General features: G+C 65.7%; 13 protein-coding genes. 7 read left to right on the top strand and 6 right to left on the bottom strand.

All coding sequences use genetic code 11. The features are described from left to right. Positions 1-119 precede the first annotated feature (119 nt). The 4 genes from QA649_RS16615 to QA649_RS16600 all read right to left on the bottom strand — a co-directional run bounded on the left by QA649_RS16615 (position 120) and on the right by QA649_RS16600 (position 4,899). A complete protein-coding gene (locus QA649_RS16615; RefSeq protein ID WP_283025132.1) occupies positions 120-917 on the bottom strand; it encodes an enoyl-CoA hydratase/isomerase family protein in 798 nt (265 codons plus the stop codon). Between the two features lie 73 nt (positions 918-990). Beyond that, on the bottom strand, positions 991-2,190 hold the full coding sequence (locus tag QA649_RS16610) for an aminotransferase class V-fold PLP-dependent enzyme (RefSeq protein ID WP_283025131.1): 1,200 nt from the start codon (positions 2,188-2,190) through the stop codon (positions 991-993). Positions 2,191-2,306: 116 nt separating this feature from the next. Continuing rightward, positions 2,307-3,590: an MFS transporter gene (locus QA649_RS16605; RefSeq protein ID WP_283025130.1), complete on the bottom strand. Its 1,284-nt coding sequence runs from the start codon at positions 3,588-3,590 to the stop codon at positions 2,307-2,309. A 55-nt stretch (positions 3,591-3,645) separates the two neighbouring features. Next, a complete protein-coding gene (locus QA649_RS16600; RefSeq protein WP_283025129.1) occupies positions 3,646-4,899 on the bottom strand; it encodes an alanine--glyoxylate aminotransferase family protein in 1,254 nt (417 codons plus the stop codon). A gap of 82 nt (positions 4,900-4,981) precedes the next feature. On the opposite strand from QA649_RS16600, the gene QA649_RS16595 reads away from it, so the two are divergent. The 3 genes from QA649_RS16595 (at position 4,982) to QA649_RS16585 (ending at position 9,219) form a co-directional block, all read left to right on the top strand. After that, complete coding sequence (locus QA649_RS16595; RefSeq protein WP_283025128.1) at positions 4,982-5,719, top strand: GntR family transcriptional regulator; 738 nt, start codon at positions 4,982-4,984, stop codon at positions 5,717-5,719. Between the two features lie 103 nt (positions 5,720-5,822). After that, positions 5,823-8,798, top strand: coding sequence for an FAD-binding and (Fe-S)-binding domain-containing protein (locus QA649_RS16590; protein WP_283025127.1), 2,976 nt, complete (start codon positions 5,823-5,825; stop codon positions 8,796-8,798). Further along, positions 8,791-9,219, top strand: coding sequence for a heme-binding protein (locus QA649_RS16585; protein WP_283025126.1), 429 nt, complete (start codon positions 8,791-8,793; stop codon positions 9,217-9,219). Before QA649_RS16590 ends, QA649_RS16585 begins: the two co-directional genes overlap by 8 nt. A gap of 114 nt (positions 9,220-9,333) precedes the next feature. Here the strand turns inward: QA649_RS16585 and QA649_RS16580 are convergent, their stop codons facing one another. Together QA649_RS16580 and QA649_RS16575 are read right to left on the bottom strand one after the other, a co-directional pair. Continuing rightward, positions 9,334-10,116 (bottom strand): enoyl-CoA hydratase/isomerase family protein, encoded by a 783-nt coding sequence (locus QA649_RS16580; RefSeq protein ID WP_283025125.1) that lies wholly within the window; start codon positions 10,114-10,116, stop codon positions 9,334-9,336. A gap of 135 nt (positions 10,117-10,251) precedes the next feature. Then, on the bottom strand, positions 10,252-12,342 hold the full coding sequence (locus tag QA649_RS16575) for a molybdopterin-dependent oxidoreductase (RefSeq protein WP_283025124.1): 2,091 nt from the start codon (positions 12,340-12,342) through the stop codon (positions 10,252-10,254). 251 nt (positions 12,343-12,593) lie between these two features. Between QA649_RS16575 and QA649_RS16570 the strand changes: the two genes are divergently transcribed. The 4 genes from QA649_RS16570 to QA649_RS16555 are packed head-to-tail and all read left to right on the top strand — an operon-like array spanning position 12,594 to position 16,852. Continuing rightward, on the top strand, positions 12,594-13,550 hold the full coding sequence (locus tag QA649_RS16570; RefSeq protein ID WP_283026044.1) for a tripartite tricarboxylate transporter substrate binding protein: 957 nt from the start codon (positions 12,594-12,596) through the stop codon (positions 13,548-13,550). Between the two features lie 13 nt (positions 13,551-13,563). Beyond that, entirely contained in the window at positions 13,564-14,034 is a 471-nt protein-coding gene (locus QA649_RS16565) for a (2Fe-2S)-binding protein (protein WP_283025123.1), read from the top strand. Continuing rightward, positions 14,031-16,157 carry a molybdopterin cofactor-binding domain-containing protein gene (locus QA649_RS16560; RefSeq protein WP_283025122.1) on the top strand — a complete coding sequence of 709 codons (2,127 nt, stop codon included), beginning with the start codon at positions 14,031-14,033 and terminating at the stop codon, positions 16,155-16,157. The genes QA649_RS16565 and QA649_RS16560 overlap by 4 nt, the downstream gene beginning before the upstream one ends. Further along, complete coding sequence (locus QA649_RS16555) at positions 16,154-16,852, top strand: substrate-binding domain-containing protein (protein WP_283025121.1); 699 nt, start codon at positions 16,154-16,156, stop codon at positions 16,850-16,852. Before QA649_RS16560 ends, QA649_RS16555 begins: the two co-directional genes overlap by 4 nt. Positions 16,853-16,863 lie beyond the last annotated feature (11 nt).

The raw sequence follows: 16,863 nt of genomic DNA, 5'->3' as shown, positions 1-16,863 counted from the left end.
ACGGAACCGCCTGTAACGTCTGTGATAATTGGATTTGCGCGATCGCCTGGTGATGGATTGTCAGCAATCGCTTGGGCTCTGCGCGCCGCGCACCTGGCGCAAAAAACCGAGGGCGTGCGCTACTTGCCCTTCCAGACCGGCGCACGCTTGTTGAGGAAGGCGTCCATGCCCTCGCGGAAATCTTCGCTCATATAGGCCTTGAGGATCAGATCCTCGCCTTCCTCGCGCGACAGCGTGCGGCGGATGCGGCGCACCGCTTCCTTGGTCGCCTCCAGCGTGAGCGGCGCGTGGCTGGCGACGAGCTTTGCGGTCTCCTCAGCACGGCGCTGCAGCGTCTCGACGTCGGGCACGACCTCGTTGAGCAGGCCGAGGGCGAGGGCTTCCGGCGCCTCGACCAGGCGCGCCTTGAAGATCAGATCCTTGGTGCGGGCGGGTCCCACCAGTGCGACGACGCGGCTGATGTTCGACATCGAGAGACAGTTGCCGAGCGTGCGCGCGATCGGAAAGCCCATCCGCGTCGTCTCAGTGCCGATACGGAGATCGCAGCAGGCCGCGATGCCGGCGCCGCCGCCGGTGCAGGCCCCCGCGATGGCCGCGATCACGGGCACGCGGCACAGCTCCAGCGTGCCGAGCACGCGGTCGATCCGCGCCTCGTAGTCGAGCGCGTCCTGCGCGGTCTTGAACGCACGGAACTGGGAAATGTCCGTGCCGGAAGCGAAGGCCTTGTCACCCGCGCCGGTCAGGATCAGCGCCTTGATCGAGCGGTCGGCGTTGATCTCCTGGCAGATCTCCGCCATGCGATCATACATGGCGAAGGTCATTGCGTTGCGGGCCTGGGGGCGGTTGAAGGTGATCCGCGCGATGCCGTCCGTGACGGAGTAGAGCAGGTCTTCGCTAGTAGTCGTCGGTGCGTTCATCGCGCGCTCACTTTCTTCACTTCAGTTCGGTCAGGCCGCCCTTAGGCGACCTGATCCTCAAGCGACTTGATCCTTAAGCAACCTGGGCTTTGGCCATCGGCACCACGTCGCGTCCCTTGAGGACGTCCATGGCCGCCAGCACGCCACCGCTCCGGTGCGGAATCTTTGCAAGATCCAGGCCCATCTCGACGCCGGCGAGCGTGCCCATCAGCATCAGATCGTTGAAATGGCCGATATGGCCGATGCGGAACACTTTGCCCTTGACCTTGTTCAGGCCGGTGCCGAGCGACATGTCGAAGTTTTCCAGCACGACCTTGCGGAAGGCATCGGCGTCGTGCCCCTCGGGCACGCGCACGCCGGTCAGCGCCGGCGAATGCGCGGCGGGATCGATGCACTGCGTCTCGAGGCCCCAGACCTTGGCAGCAGCGCGCGTCGCTGCGCTGTGGCGCTTGTGGCGGGACCAGACGTTCTCGAGGCCCTCTTCCTCCAGCATCTTCACGGCTTCACGCAGGCCGTAGAGCAGATTGGTCGCCGGCGTATAGGGGAAGGTGCCGAGCTTGTTGAAGCTGATGACCTCCTGCCAGTCCCAATAGGACCGCATGCCCGGATTGGCCTTGGCAACCGCGAGCGCCTTCTCCGACACGGCGTTGAAGCCGAGGCCCGGCGGCAGCATCAGGCCCTTCTGCGAGCCCGCGACCGAGACGTCGATGCCCCAGGCATCGTGCTCGTATTCCATCGAGCCGAGGCCGGAGATGGTGTCGACCATCAGCAGCGCCGGATGCTTGACGCGGTCGAGCAGCTTGCGCACCTCAAGCGGCGGCGTGACGCAGCCGGTCGAGGTCTCGTTGTGGACGACGCAGACCGCCTTGATGGCGTGCTGCTTGTCCGCGGCAAGGCGCTGCTCGATCTCGGCGAGATCGGCGCCATGGCGCCAGTCGCTCGGGATGAAGTCGACGTCGAGCTTGAACTTGTCGGCGATGCCGCGCCACAGCACGGCGAACTGGCCGGTCTCGCACATCAAAACCTTGTCGCCGGGCGAGAACACATTGACCATCGCCGCTTCCCAGGCGCCGGTGCCGGACGAGGGGAAGATGATCACGGGCTGCTTGGTGCGGAACACGCGCTGCATTGAGGCGAGGACCGCGAAACCGAGCTCGGCGAACTCCGGACCGCGATGGTCCAGCGTCGGCATGTCCATCGCCCGCAGCACGCGGTCGGGCACGTTGGTCGGTCCTGGAATCTGTAAGAAATGCCTTCCAGTATGCACGGTCATAGGCGTCCTTCCCGGTCTAGCCTTGGTTTTGATGGCCGCCGAATAGCACCATTTGACCGGCTTGTCCCCTCTCCTTAAGGCGCTTCCCATGCATAAGCGGCGGACATCCGCCGCCCCTATTCCGCGGCCACCATCTTGCCGGCCGGTCCCCTGCCCTCGACCTCCGCAAACGGCCGTTCCGGGTGCATCAGGAAGGCCGAAAAGCCGCCGAGCAGTAGCAGGCCCATCGACATCAGGAACGGCAGGTACCAGTTGCCGGTCGCATCGATCACGAAGCCCGCGACCAGCGGCGAGACGATGGCGGCGAAGGCCGAGCCGGTGTTCATGATTCCCGAGGCGGTGCCCGAATATTTCGGCGCGATATCCATCGGGATCGACCACATCGGGCCGATCACCAGCTCGGCGCAGAAGAAGCCGGCCGACAGGCACAGCGCCACCACGGTGATGTCGTGGACGAACAGGATCGGCAGCAGCGAGAGCAGCGCCCCCGTAAATCCCGCAACGGTGACGCTGAGCCGCGCCAGGCGGACATTGCCCGTGCGGTCGAGAATCCTGTCCGAGATCACGCCGCCGACGCTGTCGCCGACCACACCGGCGAAGAACACGCCGGAGGCGAACAGCGCCGAGTTCTTGATGTCAAGATTGTAGTTGTTCTTGAAGAACAGCGGCAGCCAGTTGAGGTACAGCCACAGGCACCAGCCGTAGCAGAAATAGGTCAGCGTCACCGGCCACATCCGGCCGAGCAGCGGACCCCATGGCACGCGCGGCCGCTCGCCGGCCGGGCGCGGCGGCAGCGCCGCGAGCTCGGCCTCGGTGATGGAGGCATGGTCCTTCGGCTCGTTGCGGAAGTACCAGACCCAGATCACGCCCCAGATCAGGCTGACGAAGCCGAGCACGACGAAGGCGCCGCGCCAGGTCAGCCACAGGATCAGCAGCGCCACCACCGGCGGCGTCACCGCATTGCCGAGCCGGGCGAAGGAATGGGTCAGCCCTTGCGCAAAGCCGCGGCGATTGGCCGGCGTCCAGTATTGCATCGCGCGCGTTGCGGTGGGGAACGTCGCGCCCTCGCCGAAGCCGAGCGCGAAGCGTGCGACGAAGAGTGCAGCGAGACCGTTGACGAAGCCGGTCATGATGGTGGCGACAGCCCAGATCATGCCACACCAGAACAGCGTCTTGCGCGGTCCGAAATGATCGCCGACCCAGCCGCCGATCACCTGGAACAGCAGGTAAGGATAGGCGAAGGCGGAGAAGACGAGGCCGAGTTGGGTGTTCGACAGGCCCAGCTCCTTCTGGATCTCGCTCGCGGCCGTGCCGATGTTCACCCGGTCGACATAGGTGATGAAATACATCGCGCAGAGCATCGCCAGCACGACATGCGTGGCCTTGAACCGAACCCCCATCTCACCCCTCCCGTATCGCTGTTGTTATGATTGCTGCCCGCCCGTCCCGCGCGGCTTAAGTGCCGACCACTTTCAGATGCGGCGAGGCGTTGCCTTGCGGACGCTGCTCCAAGAGCTTCATCGCGACATCGACGCCACCGGAGCGGTGCGGCACGCCCGCGACCGAGAGGCCCATCTCCACGCCAGTGAGCGCGCCGAGCAGCGTCAACGCATTGCATTCGCCGAGATGGCCGATGCGGAAGACCTTTCCGGCGACCTTCGACAGGCCCGAGCCGAGTGACATGTTGTAGTTCTCAAGCACGACCTTGCGGAACGCGTCCGCATCGTGTCCCGGCGGCATCAGCACGGCTGTCAGCACCGGCGAGAACTCGGACGGTTCCTGGCAGAGCACTTCGAGGCCCCAATGATTGACGGCGGCGCGCGTCGCCGCGGCAAGCCGCTGATGCCTTGCGAAGACGTTGGCGAGCCCCTCCTCGAGCAGCATCGCGATCGCCTCGCGCAGGCCGTAAAGCAGATTGGTCGCCGGCGTGTAGGGGAAGAAGCCTTTTGCGTTGGGCTTGAGCATCTCCTCCCAGTCGAAATAGGAGCGCGGCATCTTGTTGGTCTTGGACGCGGCCAAGGCCTTCTCCGAGATCGCGTTGAAGCCGAGCCCGGGCGGCAGCATGAAACCCTTCTGCGAGCAGCTGACGCTGACGTCGACCTTCCATTCGTCGTGGCGATAGTCGACCGAGCCGAGCGAGGAGATGGTGTCGACCATCAGCAGCGCCGGGTGGCCCGTACGGTCGATCGCGGCGCGGATCTCGGCGATGCGGCTGGTCGCGCCGGTCGAGGTCTCGTTATGCACGACCATGACTGCCTTGATCGTGCGCGCCTTGTCCTCGGCAAGCTTTGCTTCGATCACCGCGGGATCGGCGCCGCGGCGCCAGTCGCCCGGAACGAAATCGACCTCGATGCCGAAGCGGCCGGCCATGTGCCGCCACAGCGTGGCGAAATGGCCGGTCTCGACCATCAACACCTTGTCGCCCGGCGACAGCGTGTTGACGATCGCGGCCTCCCAGGCGCCGGTCCCCGACGACGGGAAGATGATGACCGGGCCCTTGGTCTGAAAAATCTTCTGGCTGCCTTCGAGCACGGTGCGGCCGAGCTCGCCGAACTCCGCGCTGCGGTGGTCGATCACAGGCATGTCCATGGCGCGCAGGACACGCTCGGGGACCGGGCTCGGGCCCGGAATCTGAAGGAAATGGCGTCCCTGGTGCATGAAAACCTCCCTGTCGGCGGGTTCTGGCCGGCTCTGTTGGCTATTTTGCATTCATTTTTTGTCCTTTCAATCGAAATTTGGTATTCGATTGTGGACGTCGACGCGACCTAACGGGCAAACTACTGTGCTGCAAATGAAATCCACGATTCCCGACACTGGGGTTCCGATCACCCCGTCCGCCGGCAATGGCGGCGACCGCCAGGAGGCCTCGCTTCACGGCGAGATCCTGCTGCGGCTGCGCGACTACGTGGTCGAAGGCAACATTCCGGAGGGCGCGCGCGTTCCCGAGCGGCAGCTCTGCGAGATGCTCGGCATCTCCCGCACGCCCTTGCGCGAGGCACTCAAGGTGCTCGCAGCCGAGGGGTTGATCGAACTATTGCCCAATCGCGGCGCACGCGTGCGCCAGCTCAGCCAGCGCGACCTCGAAGAGCTGTTCGACGTCATGGCGGGATTGGAAAGCCTGGCCGGGCGCCTCGCCTGCGAGGCCATTACGGATACGGAAATCACCGCGATCGAGCAACTGCATTACGAGATGTACGGCCACTACCTGCACCGCGACATGCACGGCTATTTCCAGACCAACCAGCGCATCCACGAGAGCATCGTTGCAGCCGCGCGCAACGAGACGCTGAAGACCGCCTACGCCAATTTTGCCGGGCGCATTCGCCGCGTCCGCTACTCCGCCAATTTCGCCCGCAAGCGGCAGCGCTGGGCGGAAGCGATGCGCGAGCACGAGGCCATCCTCGACGCGCTGCGCCGTCGCGCCGGCAGCGAGCTCAGCGACATCCTGTTCCAGCACCTGCGCAACAAGCGGACGGCCGCGATCGAGCACCTGACCGAGCCCCAAGAGGACGCCCCGGCCTCGGCTTGAGGGCGGCCGGCTTGCTCATTTTGAATTCATAATATAATCGGTCAGGAACAATAATGAATAACTCAGCAAGGCTGAGCCTCGCTGAGGCAGTTCGGGATCAGGGATGACAAACGCCTCCTCGCTCGAACGGCGCCTACGGTCGGAAATGACCGGCGACGTCCTGTTCGACCCCTTCAGCCGCGGCCGCTACGCCACCGATGCCTCGTTCTATCAGATCATGCCATCAGGCGTGGTGGTCCCGAAGACCATGGACGAGGCCTTGAGGGCGCTGGCGATCGCCCGCGACGAAGGCCTGAAGGTCACCCCGCGCGGCGGCGGCACCTCGCAATGCGGCCAGACCGTCAATGACGGGCTCGTGGTCGATCTCTCGAAGCACCTGAACCGCATCCTGTCGCTCGACGTCGAAGGCCGCACCTGCGTGGTCGAGCCCGGCATCGTGCTGGACGACCTCAACCGGCAGCTGAAAAAACACGGCCTGTGGTTTCCGGTCGACGTCTCCACGGCCTCGCGCGCCACCATCGGCGGCATGGCCGGCAACAATTCCTGCGGCGGCCGCTCGCTTCGCTACGGCACCATGCGCGACAACACGCTGTCGATGGAGGCCGCGCTCGCCAACGGCACACTGATCCGTTTCGGCGAGGTCTCGCGCGATCTCTCCGACCTCGAGGCCAGCGACAGCACCCGCGCCTTGTTCCGCGACATGCTCGATCTCGGCACGCGCGAGGCCGACGAGATCTCGGCGCGCTTTCCCAAGGTGCAGCGCCGCGTCGGCGGCTACAATCTCGATGCGCTGGTGCCGCGCAACGCACCGAACAACATGGCGCACCTCCTCGTGGGCTCAGAAGGCACCCTCGCCTTCACCACCAAGGTCGAGCTGAAGCTGTGGCCGGTCATCCGCAACAAGGCGCTCGGCGTCTGCCATTTCGGCAGCTTCTACGAGGCGATGGACGCGGCCCAGCATTTGGTCAAGCTGAAGCCGATCGCGGTCGAGTTGGTCGACCGCACCATGATCGCGCTTGGCCGCGACATCGCGATGTTCCGCCCGATCATCTCCGCCGCGATCAAGGGCGATCCGGATGCCGTGCTGGTGGTCGAGTTCGCTGAAGAGGACCAGGCCGACAATCTGGTGCGCCTCAAGCAGCTCAGCGAGCTGATGGGCGACCTCGGCTTCGGCTGGAATAACGAGCCGCGCAAATGGGGCGGCGTGGTAGAGATCACCGAGCCGGCGCTGCAGAGCGGCATCGCCGATTTCCGTGCCGCCGGCCTCAACGTCATGATGTCGATGAAGCAGGAGGGCAAGCCGGTCTCCTTCGTCGAGGATTGCGCCGTGCCGCTGCCGCATCTCGCCGACTACACCCAGCGACTGAACGAGGTGTTCGCAAAACACGGCACCAGCGGCACGATGTACGCGCATGCCTCCGAGGGCTGCCTGCATGTGCGCCCGGTGCTGAATTTGAAGCTGGAGAAGGACGTCAAGGCGATGCGCGCCATCGCCGAAGAAGCCTTCGCGCTGGTGCGCGAATACAAGGGCTCGCATTCCGGCGAGCACGGCGACGGCCTGGTGCGCTCCGAATTCCACGAGACCATGTTCGGCGAGCGTCTCGTCGCCGACTTCAGGGAGGTCAAGCAGCGCTTCGATCCCGCCGGCGTCCTCAATCCCGGCAAGATCGTCGATGCGCCCAAAATGGACGACCGCACGCTGTTCCGCTTCAAGCCGGACTATCGCGTCGGCGAGCTGAAGACGAAGCTCGACTGGTCGGCTTATCCCGGCGCCGGCGGCGGATTCCAGGGCGCGGTCGAGATGTGCAACAACAACGGCGCCTGCCGCAAGCTCGAGGGCGGCGTGATGTGCCCCTCCTACCGCGCCACGCGCAACGAGAAGGATGTCACGCGGGGACGCGCCAACACGCTGCGCCTCGCGATCTCCGGCCAGCTCGGCCCCGACGCGCTCGCCTCCGACGAGATGATGGAGACGCTGAAACTCTGCGTCTCCTGCAAGGCCTGCCGCCACGAATGCCCGACCGGCGTCGACATGGCCAAGATGAAGATTGAGGTGCTGGCGGCGCGCGCCGCCAGCCATGGCTTGAGCTTGCGCGACCGCCTTGTCGGCTACCTGCCGCGCTATGCCGGCCTTGCGTCGCGCTTCGCGATGCTCGCCAACTTGCGCAACCACAGTCCACTGCTGCGAAAGCTGTTCGAGCGCTTTGCCGGCATCAGCGCGCGCCGGGCGCTGCCCGCCTTCCGCAGCGATGTGTTCGTGCCACCCGCTGGCAGCATCGGGCCTGAGGGCGGCCGCGAGGTCGTGCTGTTCACTGATACCTTCAACCGCATCTATGAGCGCGAGAATCTCGACGCCGCGCTGCGCGTGCTCGCGGCCGGCGGCTATCGCGTGCATATGCCCAAGCCTGCGAGCGGCAGCCGGCCGCTATGCTGCGGCCGCACGTTCCTCTCGGCTGGTCTCGTCGACGAAGCCAAAGCCGAGCTCGACCGGCTGGTCTCCGCCTTCGCGCCATACGCGGCGCGCGGCGTGCCGATCGTCGGCCTCGAGCCGAGCTGCCTCTTGACGCTGCGCGACGAGCTATCTTCGCTACGCAAGGACAACGACGCCAAGGCCGTCGGCGCCCATGCGCTGACGTTCGAGGAATTTCTGGTACGCGAGGCCGAGGCCGGACGGCTGCAACTGCCGCTCGGCACCGTGGCCGACAAGGCCGTGGTGCACGGCCATTGCCACCAAAAATCCTTCGGCGCCTTCAAGCCAGTCGAGCAGGTGCTGCGTCTCGTCCCCGGCCTCAAGGTCGAGACCATCGAGTCGAGCTGCTGCGGCATGGCCGGCGCCTTCGGCTATGGCGCGGACACCTACGATGCTTCGATCGAGATGGCCGAACTGTCGCTGCTGCCCGCCGTGCGGCGCGCGGACGAGGCTACGCTGGTCGTCGCCGACGGCACCTCCTGCCGCCACCAGATCCACGACGGCACGAAGCGCGAGGCGCTTCACGTCGCGCGCGTGCTGGCGATGAGCCTCGATCGCGCCACCCCTTCAATCGCCACTCCCGTTACAAAGGAACCAAGCCATGGCTGAACTCACCCTCGACATCGCCCGCAAGATCCTCGACGCCGCCTTCGCAAAATCCACCGAGCTGAAGCTCAAGCCCCTCGTCGTCACCATCCTGGACGCGCGCGGCGTGCTCAAGATCGCGGCGGCGCAGGACGGCACCAGCCTGATGCGCGCCGAGATCGCCCACGGCAAGGCCTATGGCGCCCTCGCGATGGGCATGGGCTCGCGCGCCCTGTTCCAGCGTGCGCAGGAGCAGGCCTATTTCATCGACGCCGTGAACACCATTGCCAAGGGTGCGCTGGTGCCGGTCCCCGGCGGCGTGCTGATCATGGACGGCGCCACTTTGCTCGGCGCCGTCGGCGTGTCCGGCGACACCTCCGACAATGACGAGGCCTGCGCGGTCGCCGGCATCCAGGCGGCCGGGCTGAAGGCCAACGCGGGGTAGATACTCTCCCGTAGCCCGGATGGAGCGCAGCGTAATCCGGGACCTTCGCGCCTCCAGCAAGATCCCCGGATTACGCTGCGCTCCATCCGGGCTACAAGATCGTTCGCTGCCTCTTCACCTCCCCGTCCAGACCGGTTTCCGCTTCTCGCTGAAGGCCTTCAGCCCTTCCTTGGCGTCCTCCGTCATCGCGAGCAGCGCGATCTGGCTTTCGGTGTAGGCGATGCTCTCGTCGAACGACATCGCGGCGATGGCGCGCATGGCGTATTTGCCGCGGCGGATCGCGGTCGGGGATTTGTCGACGATGCGGCCGATCAGCCAGTCGACCTTGGCGTCGAGTTCGGCCGCCGGCACCACGTAGTTGAGGAGCCCCGCAGCCTGCGCCGCCTTGGCATCGAACGGCTCACCCGTCAGCGCCCATTCGTTGACGAGCCGCGGTGGCGCGATCCTCTGCAGCAGGCTCAGCACCTGCATCGGGAACACGCCGACCTTCACCTCGGGCAGGCCGAAGATGACGTGATCGGCCGCGATCGCCATGTCGGTCATGCAGAGCAGGCCCATGCCGCCGGCCATGCAGACGCCGCCGACGCGCGCAATCGCCGGCTTGGTCGCGTTCTGCGACAGGCGCAGCAGATCGGCATAGTCGACGTTGGGTTTGGAATGATCCATCGCGAACGCCGCGCCGGAATTCTGCAGGTCCGCGCCCGCGCAGAACGCCTTGTCGCCCGCGCCAGTCAGCACGATGACGCGGACGTCCTTGTCCTCATGCGCGTCGCGATAGCCCTTGCTGATGCCGGCGATCACCTCGCCGTTCAGCGCATTGCGCTTCTCCGGCCGGTTGATGGTGATCCAGAGCGCCTGCCCGCGCTTTTCGGTGACGACGGCTGCGGTGTCGGTCATGGCACGCTCGCTTCCTTGCTCCCGTTTGCCGCCATTTGCGGCAGCTTGGGCGAGAGGTGCAAGCGCAAACTGTGGCGTGGCGCCGCTTTAGCGCCTCGACGCAATTTGCGGGGCGATCGAAGCGCGAGCCGTGCCTCAGGTCGCGGCCGCTTTCCTGATCCAGACCTTGTTGTCGTGGAACGCGGCCCCGCCGATCGGCGCGATCGTGTCCGCACCCGTCAGCATGTTGATGCCACGGCCGCCGATATGGTTCTTGTTCGGATGAACGGATTCCGCGATCAAGACGCCACGCCGCACGCCCTCGAACAACGTCGCGACCAGCGTGGTCTCGCCGCGGCCGTTGCCGAGCGTCACGGCGTCACCGTCGGCGATATCGAGGAGCGCGGCATCGAGCGGATGGATCATCACGCTCGCTTTGCCCTCGCGTGCCTGCGAGGACGGCGTCTCGTTGAAGGTGGTGTTGAGGAAGCTGCGCGAGGGGCTGGTGGCGAGCCGGAACGGATGGGCCTGGTCGGCCTGCTCGATCACCGCCCAATGGTCCGGCAGATCAGGCATCTTGTCGAAATCGCCCATCGTCACGCCGAACGGCGGGTGCGCCCAATCCGCCCTGAAGTGGAATTTCTTGTCGGCATGGGCAAAGCCGTCGAGGAAATGCGAGGTGCGGAAGTCCGGCTGCAGGTCGCGCCAGAGGTCAGCTTCGAGGCCGGCGATGTCGCCGTGGTTGCTCAGCTTCAGCGTCGCGTTGATCAGTTCGCGCGGCGTCATCTCGAAGCCCGGGTGCTTGGCGCCAAGCCGCGGCGCCAGCGCCTGCAAGACCTCATGATTGGAGCGGCATTCGCCGGGCGGGTCGATCAGCTTCGGCCCGACCGAGATGTGCTGGTGCCCACCGCCGTAATAGAGGTCGTCGTGCTCCATGAACATGGTCGCCGGCAGCACGATGTCGGCCATCTGCGCCGTCTCGGTCATGAACTGCTCGTGCACCGCGACGAACAGATCCTCGCGCGCAAAGCCCTGACGCACGAGCGCCTGCTCCGGCGCCACCGTCATCGGATTGGTGTTCTGGATCAGCATCGCCTTGACCGGCCCCTTGCCGCGCAGCGCCTCAGCGTCGCCGGTAAGGATGCGGCCGATCTTGGACTGGTCGAGCGCGCGGACGCTGTGGTCGATCGCGTCGTGGCCCTCGATGACGGATTCATTGAAGTGCCACAGCGCGTAATTGTTGAAGAAGGCGCCACCGCCCTCATATTGCCAGGCGCCGGTCACCGCGGGAATGCAATTCGCGGCGTGCATCTGCACGGCGCCGTTGCGGCTGCGCGTAAAGCCGTAGCCAAAACGGAAGAAGGTACGTTTGGTCTCCCCGACCGCTTTCGCAAAAGCCTCGATCTCCGCCACCGGCACGCCGCAGATTGCAGAAGCCCATTCCGGCGTGCGTGTCTTCAGATGCGCCTCGAGCTCGGCGGGGCAATCCGTGTACTTGTCCATGTAGGCGCGGTCGGCATGGCCGTCGCGGAACAGGACATGCATGACGCCGCAGGCGAACGCGCCGTCGGTGCCGGGACGCAGGATGATCTTGATGTCAGCCTGCTTCATGGTCTCGTTGTCGTAGATGTCGACCGCGGCGATCTTCGCACCGCGCTCCTTGCGGGCACGCGAGGCGTGCGTCATCACGTTGACCTGGGTGTTGACGGGATTGGTGCCCCAGATCACCACCAAGTCGGACAGCGCCATCTCGCGCGGGTCGACGCCGGCGATCTTGCCGGTGCCGATCGCATAGCCGATGCGGCCCACATTGGCGCAAATCGTTTGATAGAAGCGCGAATACTCTTTCACATGGGTGAGGCGGTTGAGCCCGTCGCGCATCACGAGGCCCATCGTGCCGGCGTAGTAATAGGGCCAGATCGATTCCGCGCCGAACTCGCGCTCCGCCTGGTTGAGGCGCTCCGCGATCTCGTCCAGCGCCTCGTCCCACGAGATCCGCGCAAACTGGCCCGTGCCCTTCGGCCCAATGCGGCGCATCGGGAATGTCACCCTCTCCGGGTGATGGATGCGCTCGGCGTAGCGGGCGACCTTGGCGCAGACGACGCCGGCCGTATAGGTCTGCTTTTTCGAACCGCGGACGCGGCCGATGCTGCGGCCCTCGACCACCTCGACATCGAGGGCACAGGCCGAGGGGCAATCATGCGGACAGGTCGAATGGCGGATTTCGATCTTGGCGTGCTGGTTCATGTCTCAGTTCGTAACACCAAAATACCTGTCGGCCGAGGGCATTTATCCGGCAGTGCCCATGCGATTTGCTCAAACCGCGCGCGCCGGCGGTTCCTGCCGCAACCGCGAAATGCGGCCCAATCCACCGAATCCCCCCGGATATTCCCGGCCAGATCGGCTTTGTGAGGCGTCGACAGTCCGCCTCCCCTGCCGCTACAGTGCCTGTCAACAAGAACGATATCAGGGAGGTGGGCGTGACGGCCCGACAACTCATGCTGGCGCTGGCCGCCGGCCTGCTCGGCGCATTCGCCGCGGCCCCCTCATCGGCACAGGATTATCCGGCGCGCTCGGTCCGCATCATCGTCCCCTTCGGCGCCGGCGGGCCGGCCGATGTCGCTGCCCGGCTGATCGGCAACGTGCTCCAGGAGAGCTTTGGCCAGCCCTTCGTGATCGAGAACCGCACTGGCGCGGGCGGCGTCATCGGCACGATCGAAGCTGCGAAGTCCCCGGCCGACGGCTACACGCTGCTGATGATGTCCAACACCCAGACGGCGAATGAATCGCTGCTGACGCCGGACAAGCGCAAATACGAGCTGATGCGCGACCTCGCGCCGATCGCGCCGGTCAACTATTCCGATCTCGTCATCGTGGTGAACCCGCAAGTCCCGGTGAAGACGCTTGCCGACTTCATCGCGCTCGCCAAATCGCAGCCGGGAAAGCTGAACTATGCCTCCTCCGGCCAGGGCACGCCGTATCACATGGCCGGTGAGCTGTTCAAAGCGATGGCCGGCATCGACGTCGTCCATGTCCCCTACCGCAATAGCGGCGAAGCTCGCAGCGGCGTGATCGGCGGACAGGTGCAGATGATGATCGACGCGGTGCCGGCAATGGCGCCGAACATTGCCGAAAGCCGGGTTCGCCCGCTCGCCACCACAGGCAAGCAGCGCTCCGCGGTGCTGCCGCACGTGCCGACCGCGATTGAAGCCGGCGTTCCCGGCTACGAGGCGACGATCTGGCTCGGGCTGATGGCGCCGGCCGGTACGCCGAAGCCCGTCATCGACAAGCTCAACGCCGCCGTCAACGCAATGGTGAAGCGGCCGGACATCATAAAACTCTGGACCGAGCAGGGTGCCGTACCCATGTCAATGACACCGCAGGAATTCGACAAATTCCTGCGCGGCGACATCGAGAAATGGGCCGATGTCGTCAAGAAGTTCGACAAGTCCTGAGGCCGTACTGCTCATGCCCTCCCTTCAATTCCGGCTCAACGGCGCGGTGATCGCCGTGGACGCCGATCCAGACCAGATGCTGCTCGACGTGCTGCGCAGCCGGCTCGGCATCACCGGAGCGCATTTTGGCTGCGGCGCCGGTGAGTGCGGCGCCTGTCATGTCATGGTCGACGGCCGCGCGATCGCCTCCTGCGACATGCCGATGTGGTCGGTCACGGACAAGGACGTCGTCACGCTGGAGGGCCTTGGCACAGCGGAGCAGCCGCATCCGCTGCAACGCGCTTTCATCGCCGAACAGGCGATGCAATGCGGCTATTGCGTCTCCGGAATCCTGATCAGCGCAGCGGCACTGCTGAAACGCAACCCGTCGCCGACGGAGGCTGAGGTGAGAGCGGCGCTCGATCGCAATCTGTGCCGGTGCGGATCGCATAACCGCATGGTCCGCGCGGTGTTGCGCGCGGCGTCGGAGATGGCGGCGTCATGAGCTTCCCTGCCCCGAAACTGCCGGTCAGCCTGGTGGCCAATCCAAGGCTGTCGTCCTGGGTGAAATTCACCGGTGACGGCCGTGTGGCGATCTCGCCGGGCAAGGTCGAGATCGGCCAGGGCATCGTCACGGCGCTGGCGCAGATCGCAGCGGACGAGCTCGACGTCGGTATCGGCAGGATCGAGATGGTCCGCGCCTCGACGGCGACCAGCCCGAACGAGGGCGTCACCTCGGGCAGCCTGTCGGTCCAGCAATCCGGCCGCGCGCTGCGCCATGCCTGTGCCGAGGTGCGCCAGCGCTTTCTCGCCGCGGCGTCGGAGCGTCTCGGCGTCGACGCAGCATTGCTCGATGTCGATGACGGCACGATCTCGGGTCCCGGCAATGTCAGGACCAGTTATTGGGAGCTGGCCGGCGATGTTTCGCTCGACCACAACGCCACCCCAGGCGCGGCAGCGAAGCTCGCCTCGAGGCGCGCCGTCGCCGGGCATTCCGTCCAGCGCGTGGACATTCCCGACAAGGTGTTCGCCCAGCCGCGCTTCATCCATGACCGGGCATTGCAGGGTTTGCTGCACGGACGCGTGCTGAGGCCGGACATCTCGGGCGCCAGGCTGATCGCGCTGGACGACACAGCCGCACGCGCGGACCCCGGTCTCGTCGCGATCGTCCGCGACGGCGGATTTGCCGGCGTAGTCGCTGAAAGTGAGGCAACGGCGGATGCCGCACTGAAAGTCCTGCGCAAAGGCGCGACGTGGTCGGCGAGCGAGCCGCTGCCCGATGAAGACGATCTCGCAGGCTTCCTAAAAGGCCAGCCGATCGAAACAACCATCATAGACACAAAGCCGGCGTCGTCGCCGCGCGAGCCCGCCCGAACTCTGCGCCGGCAATACACCCGACCCTACATCGCCCATGCCTCGATCGCGCCCTCCTGCGCCATGGCACAGTGGGACGGCGATCGTGTCCATGTCTGGACCCACAGCCAGGGTGTCTATCTGCTGCGCGCCGATCTCGCCATCGTGCTCAAGCTGCCGGCAGGGAACATCGTCGTCGAGCACTTGGAGGGCGCAGGCTGCTATGGACACAATGCCGCCGATGACGTCGCGCTCGATGCCGTGCTGCTGGCGAAAGCGGCCAGCGGCCGACCGGTCCGGGTGCAATGGTCGCGCCACGACGAGATGAGCCATGCACCGTTTGGTGCAGCCATGGCCATAGAGATCGAGGCCGATCTCGATGCGGACAATGAGATCGTTGGCTGGCGCCATGCAATCTGGAGCAACGGCCACGCCGCGCGGCCGGGGCGTGCAGCGCAGCCCGCGTTGCTCGCGGCAACCGAAATTGCAAATCCCTATCCGCGCATGATCTCGACCAATCCGCCCGCAACCAATGGCGGCGGTGGCGACCGCAACTCCGTTCCACTCTATGACCTCCCGGCCTGGACGATCACGAGCCACCGGCTGCTGACCATGCCGGTGCGTACCTCGGCGCTGCGGACGCTGGGCGGACAAGGCAATGTCTTCGCCATCGAGTTCTTGCTCGATGAGATCGCCGCGCTACGCGGCGAGGACCCCGTCGCATTCCGCCTGCGCCATCTCCGTGACGAGCGGGCGCGCGACGTCATCCGCGCCGCAGCCCGACGCGCGCAGTGGAAACCTCAGAAGCAGGCCGGTATCGGTCACGGCGTCGGCTTTGCCCGCTATAAGAACACCGGCGCCTATTGCGCCGCGATTGCAGAGATCGAAGGTGCCGACGACATCCGCGTGAAGCGGCTGACGCTTGCGGTCGATGTCGGAGAGGCCATCAATCCGGACGGCGTCGTCAACCAGATCGAGGGAGGTGCGATCCAGGCGACGAGCTGGGTGCTGAAGGAGCGCGTTCGTTTCGACCGGTCGCGTATCATCTCAACCTCGTGGACGGACTATCCGATCCTGACATTCAGCGAGGTGCCGGCGGTGGATGTCGAGATCATCCAGCGCCCGGAGATCGAGCCGGTCGGCGCCGGCGAAGCCGCGCACGGCCCGGTGACGGCGGCGATCGCGAATGCCGTGTTCGATTGCCTCGGCGTGCGCGTGCGCGACCTGCCGATCACGCGCAACAGGATCATTGCAGCCATGGAGCTTGCATCGTGACGACAGTGAACATCTTGAGCGGCGGCGCGGCGCAAGGCCTGGTGCGCAGCCTCAGTGATGCCTTCAAGGCTGAGACCGGCTGTAGCATTGACGGCGAGTTCGGCGCCGTTGGTATCATGGCCGACAAGCTGCGCGCGGGTACGCCGGCCGATCTCGTGATCCTGACGCAGGCCCTGCTTGCGAAGCTTACCGAGGAGAAGCTCGTTACCCCCGCCTCGATCGCGGATGTCGGCCGGGTGGAGACCGCACTGGCGGTCCGCAGCCGCGACCCCAGGGTGACGGTGAAGACAGAAGCCGATTTGCGCGACGCGCTGCGTTCCGCAGACGCCATCTACGTCCCGGACACGAAGGCGTCGACCGCGGGACAGCACGTCGCAAGGGTGCTGGATCAGCTCGGCATCGCTTACGAGGTCGCATCGCGCTTGAAAATCTTTCCGAACGGCGCGACGGCGATGCGCGAGCTTGCGAACTCGACTGCGACGCGGCCGATTGGCTGCACGCAGGCGACCGAGATCATCGCGACCGACGGCATCGCGCTGTCGGGGGCGCTTCCGCCGGGCTGCGAGCTCGTGACGATGTACACGGCCGGCGTGACCGCGCGGGCTGCACATCCGAAAGAAGCAGCCGCGCTGGTCGCGTTGCTGACCGGCGCAAACCGGAAAGACTTGCGCCAGCGTATGGGCTTTGCCGGCTAGATGCGGCTGGC

Source organism: Bradyrhizobium sp. CB1717 (assembly GCF_029714325.1).
In the GTDB taxonomy this organism is placed as follows: Bacteria; Pseudomonadota; Alphaproteobacteria; order Rhizobiales; family Xanthobacteraceae; genus Bradyrhizobium.
The sequence above is the reverse complement of the archived record's forward strand: the minus strand, read 5'-3'. Positions and strand labels throughout refer to the sequence as shown.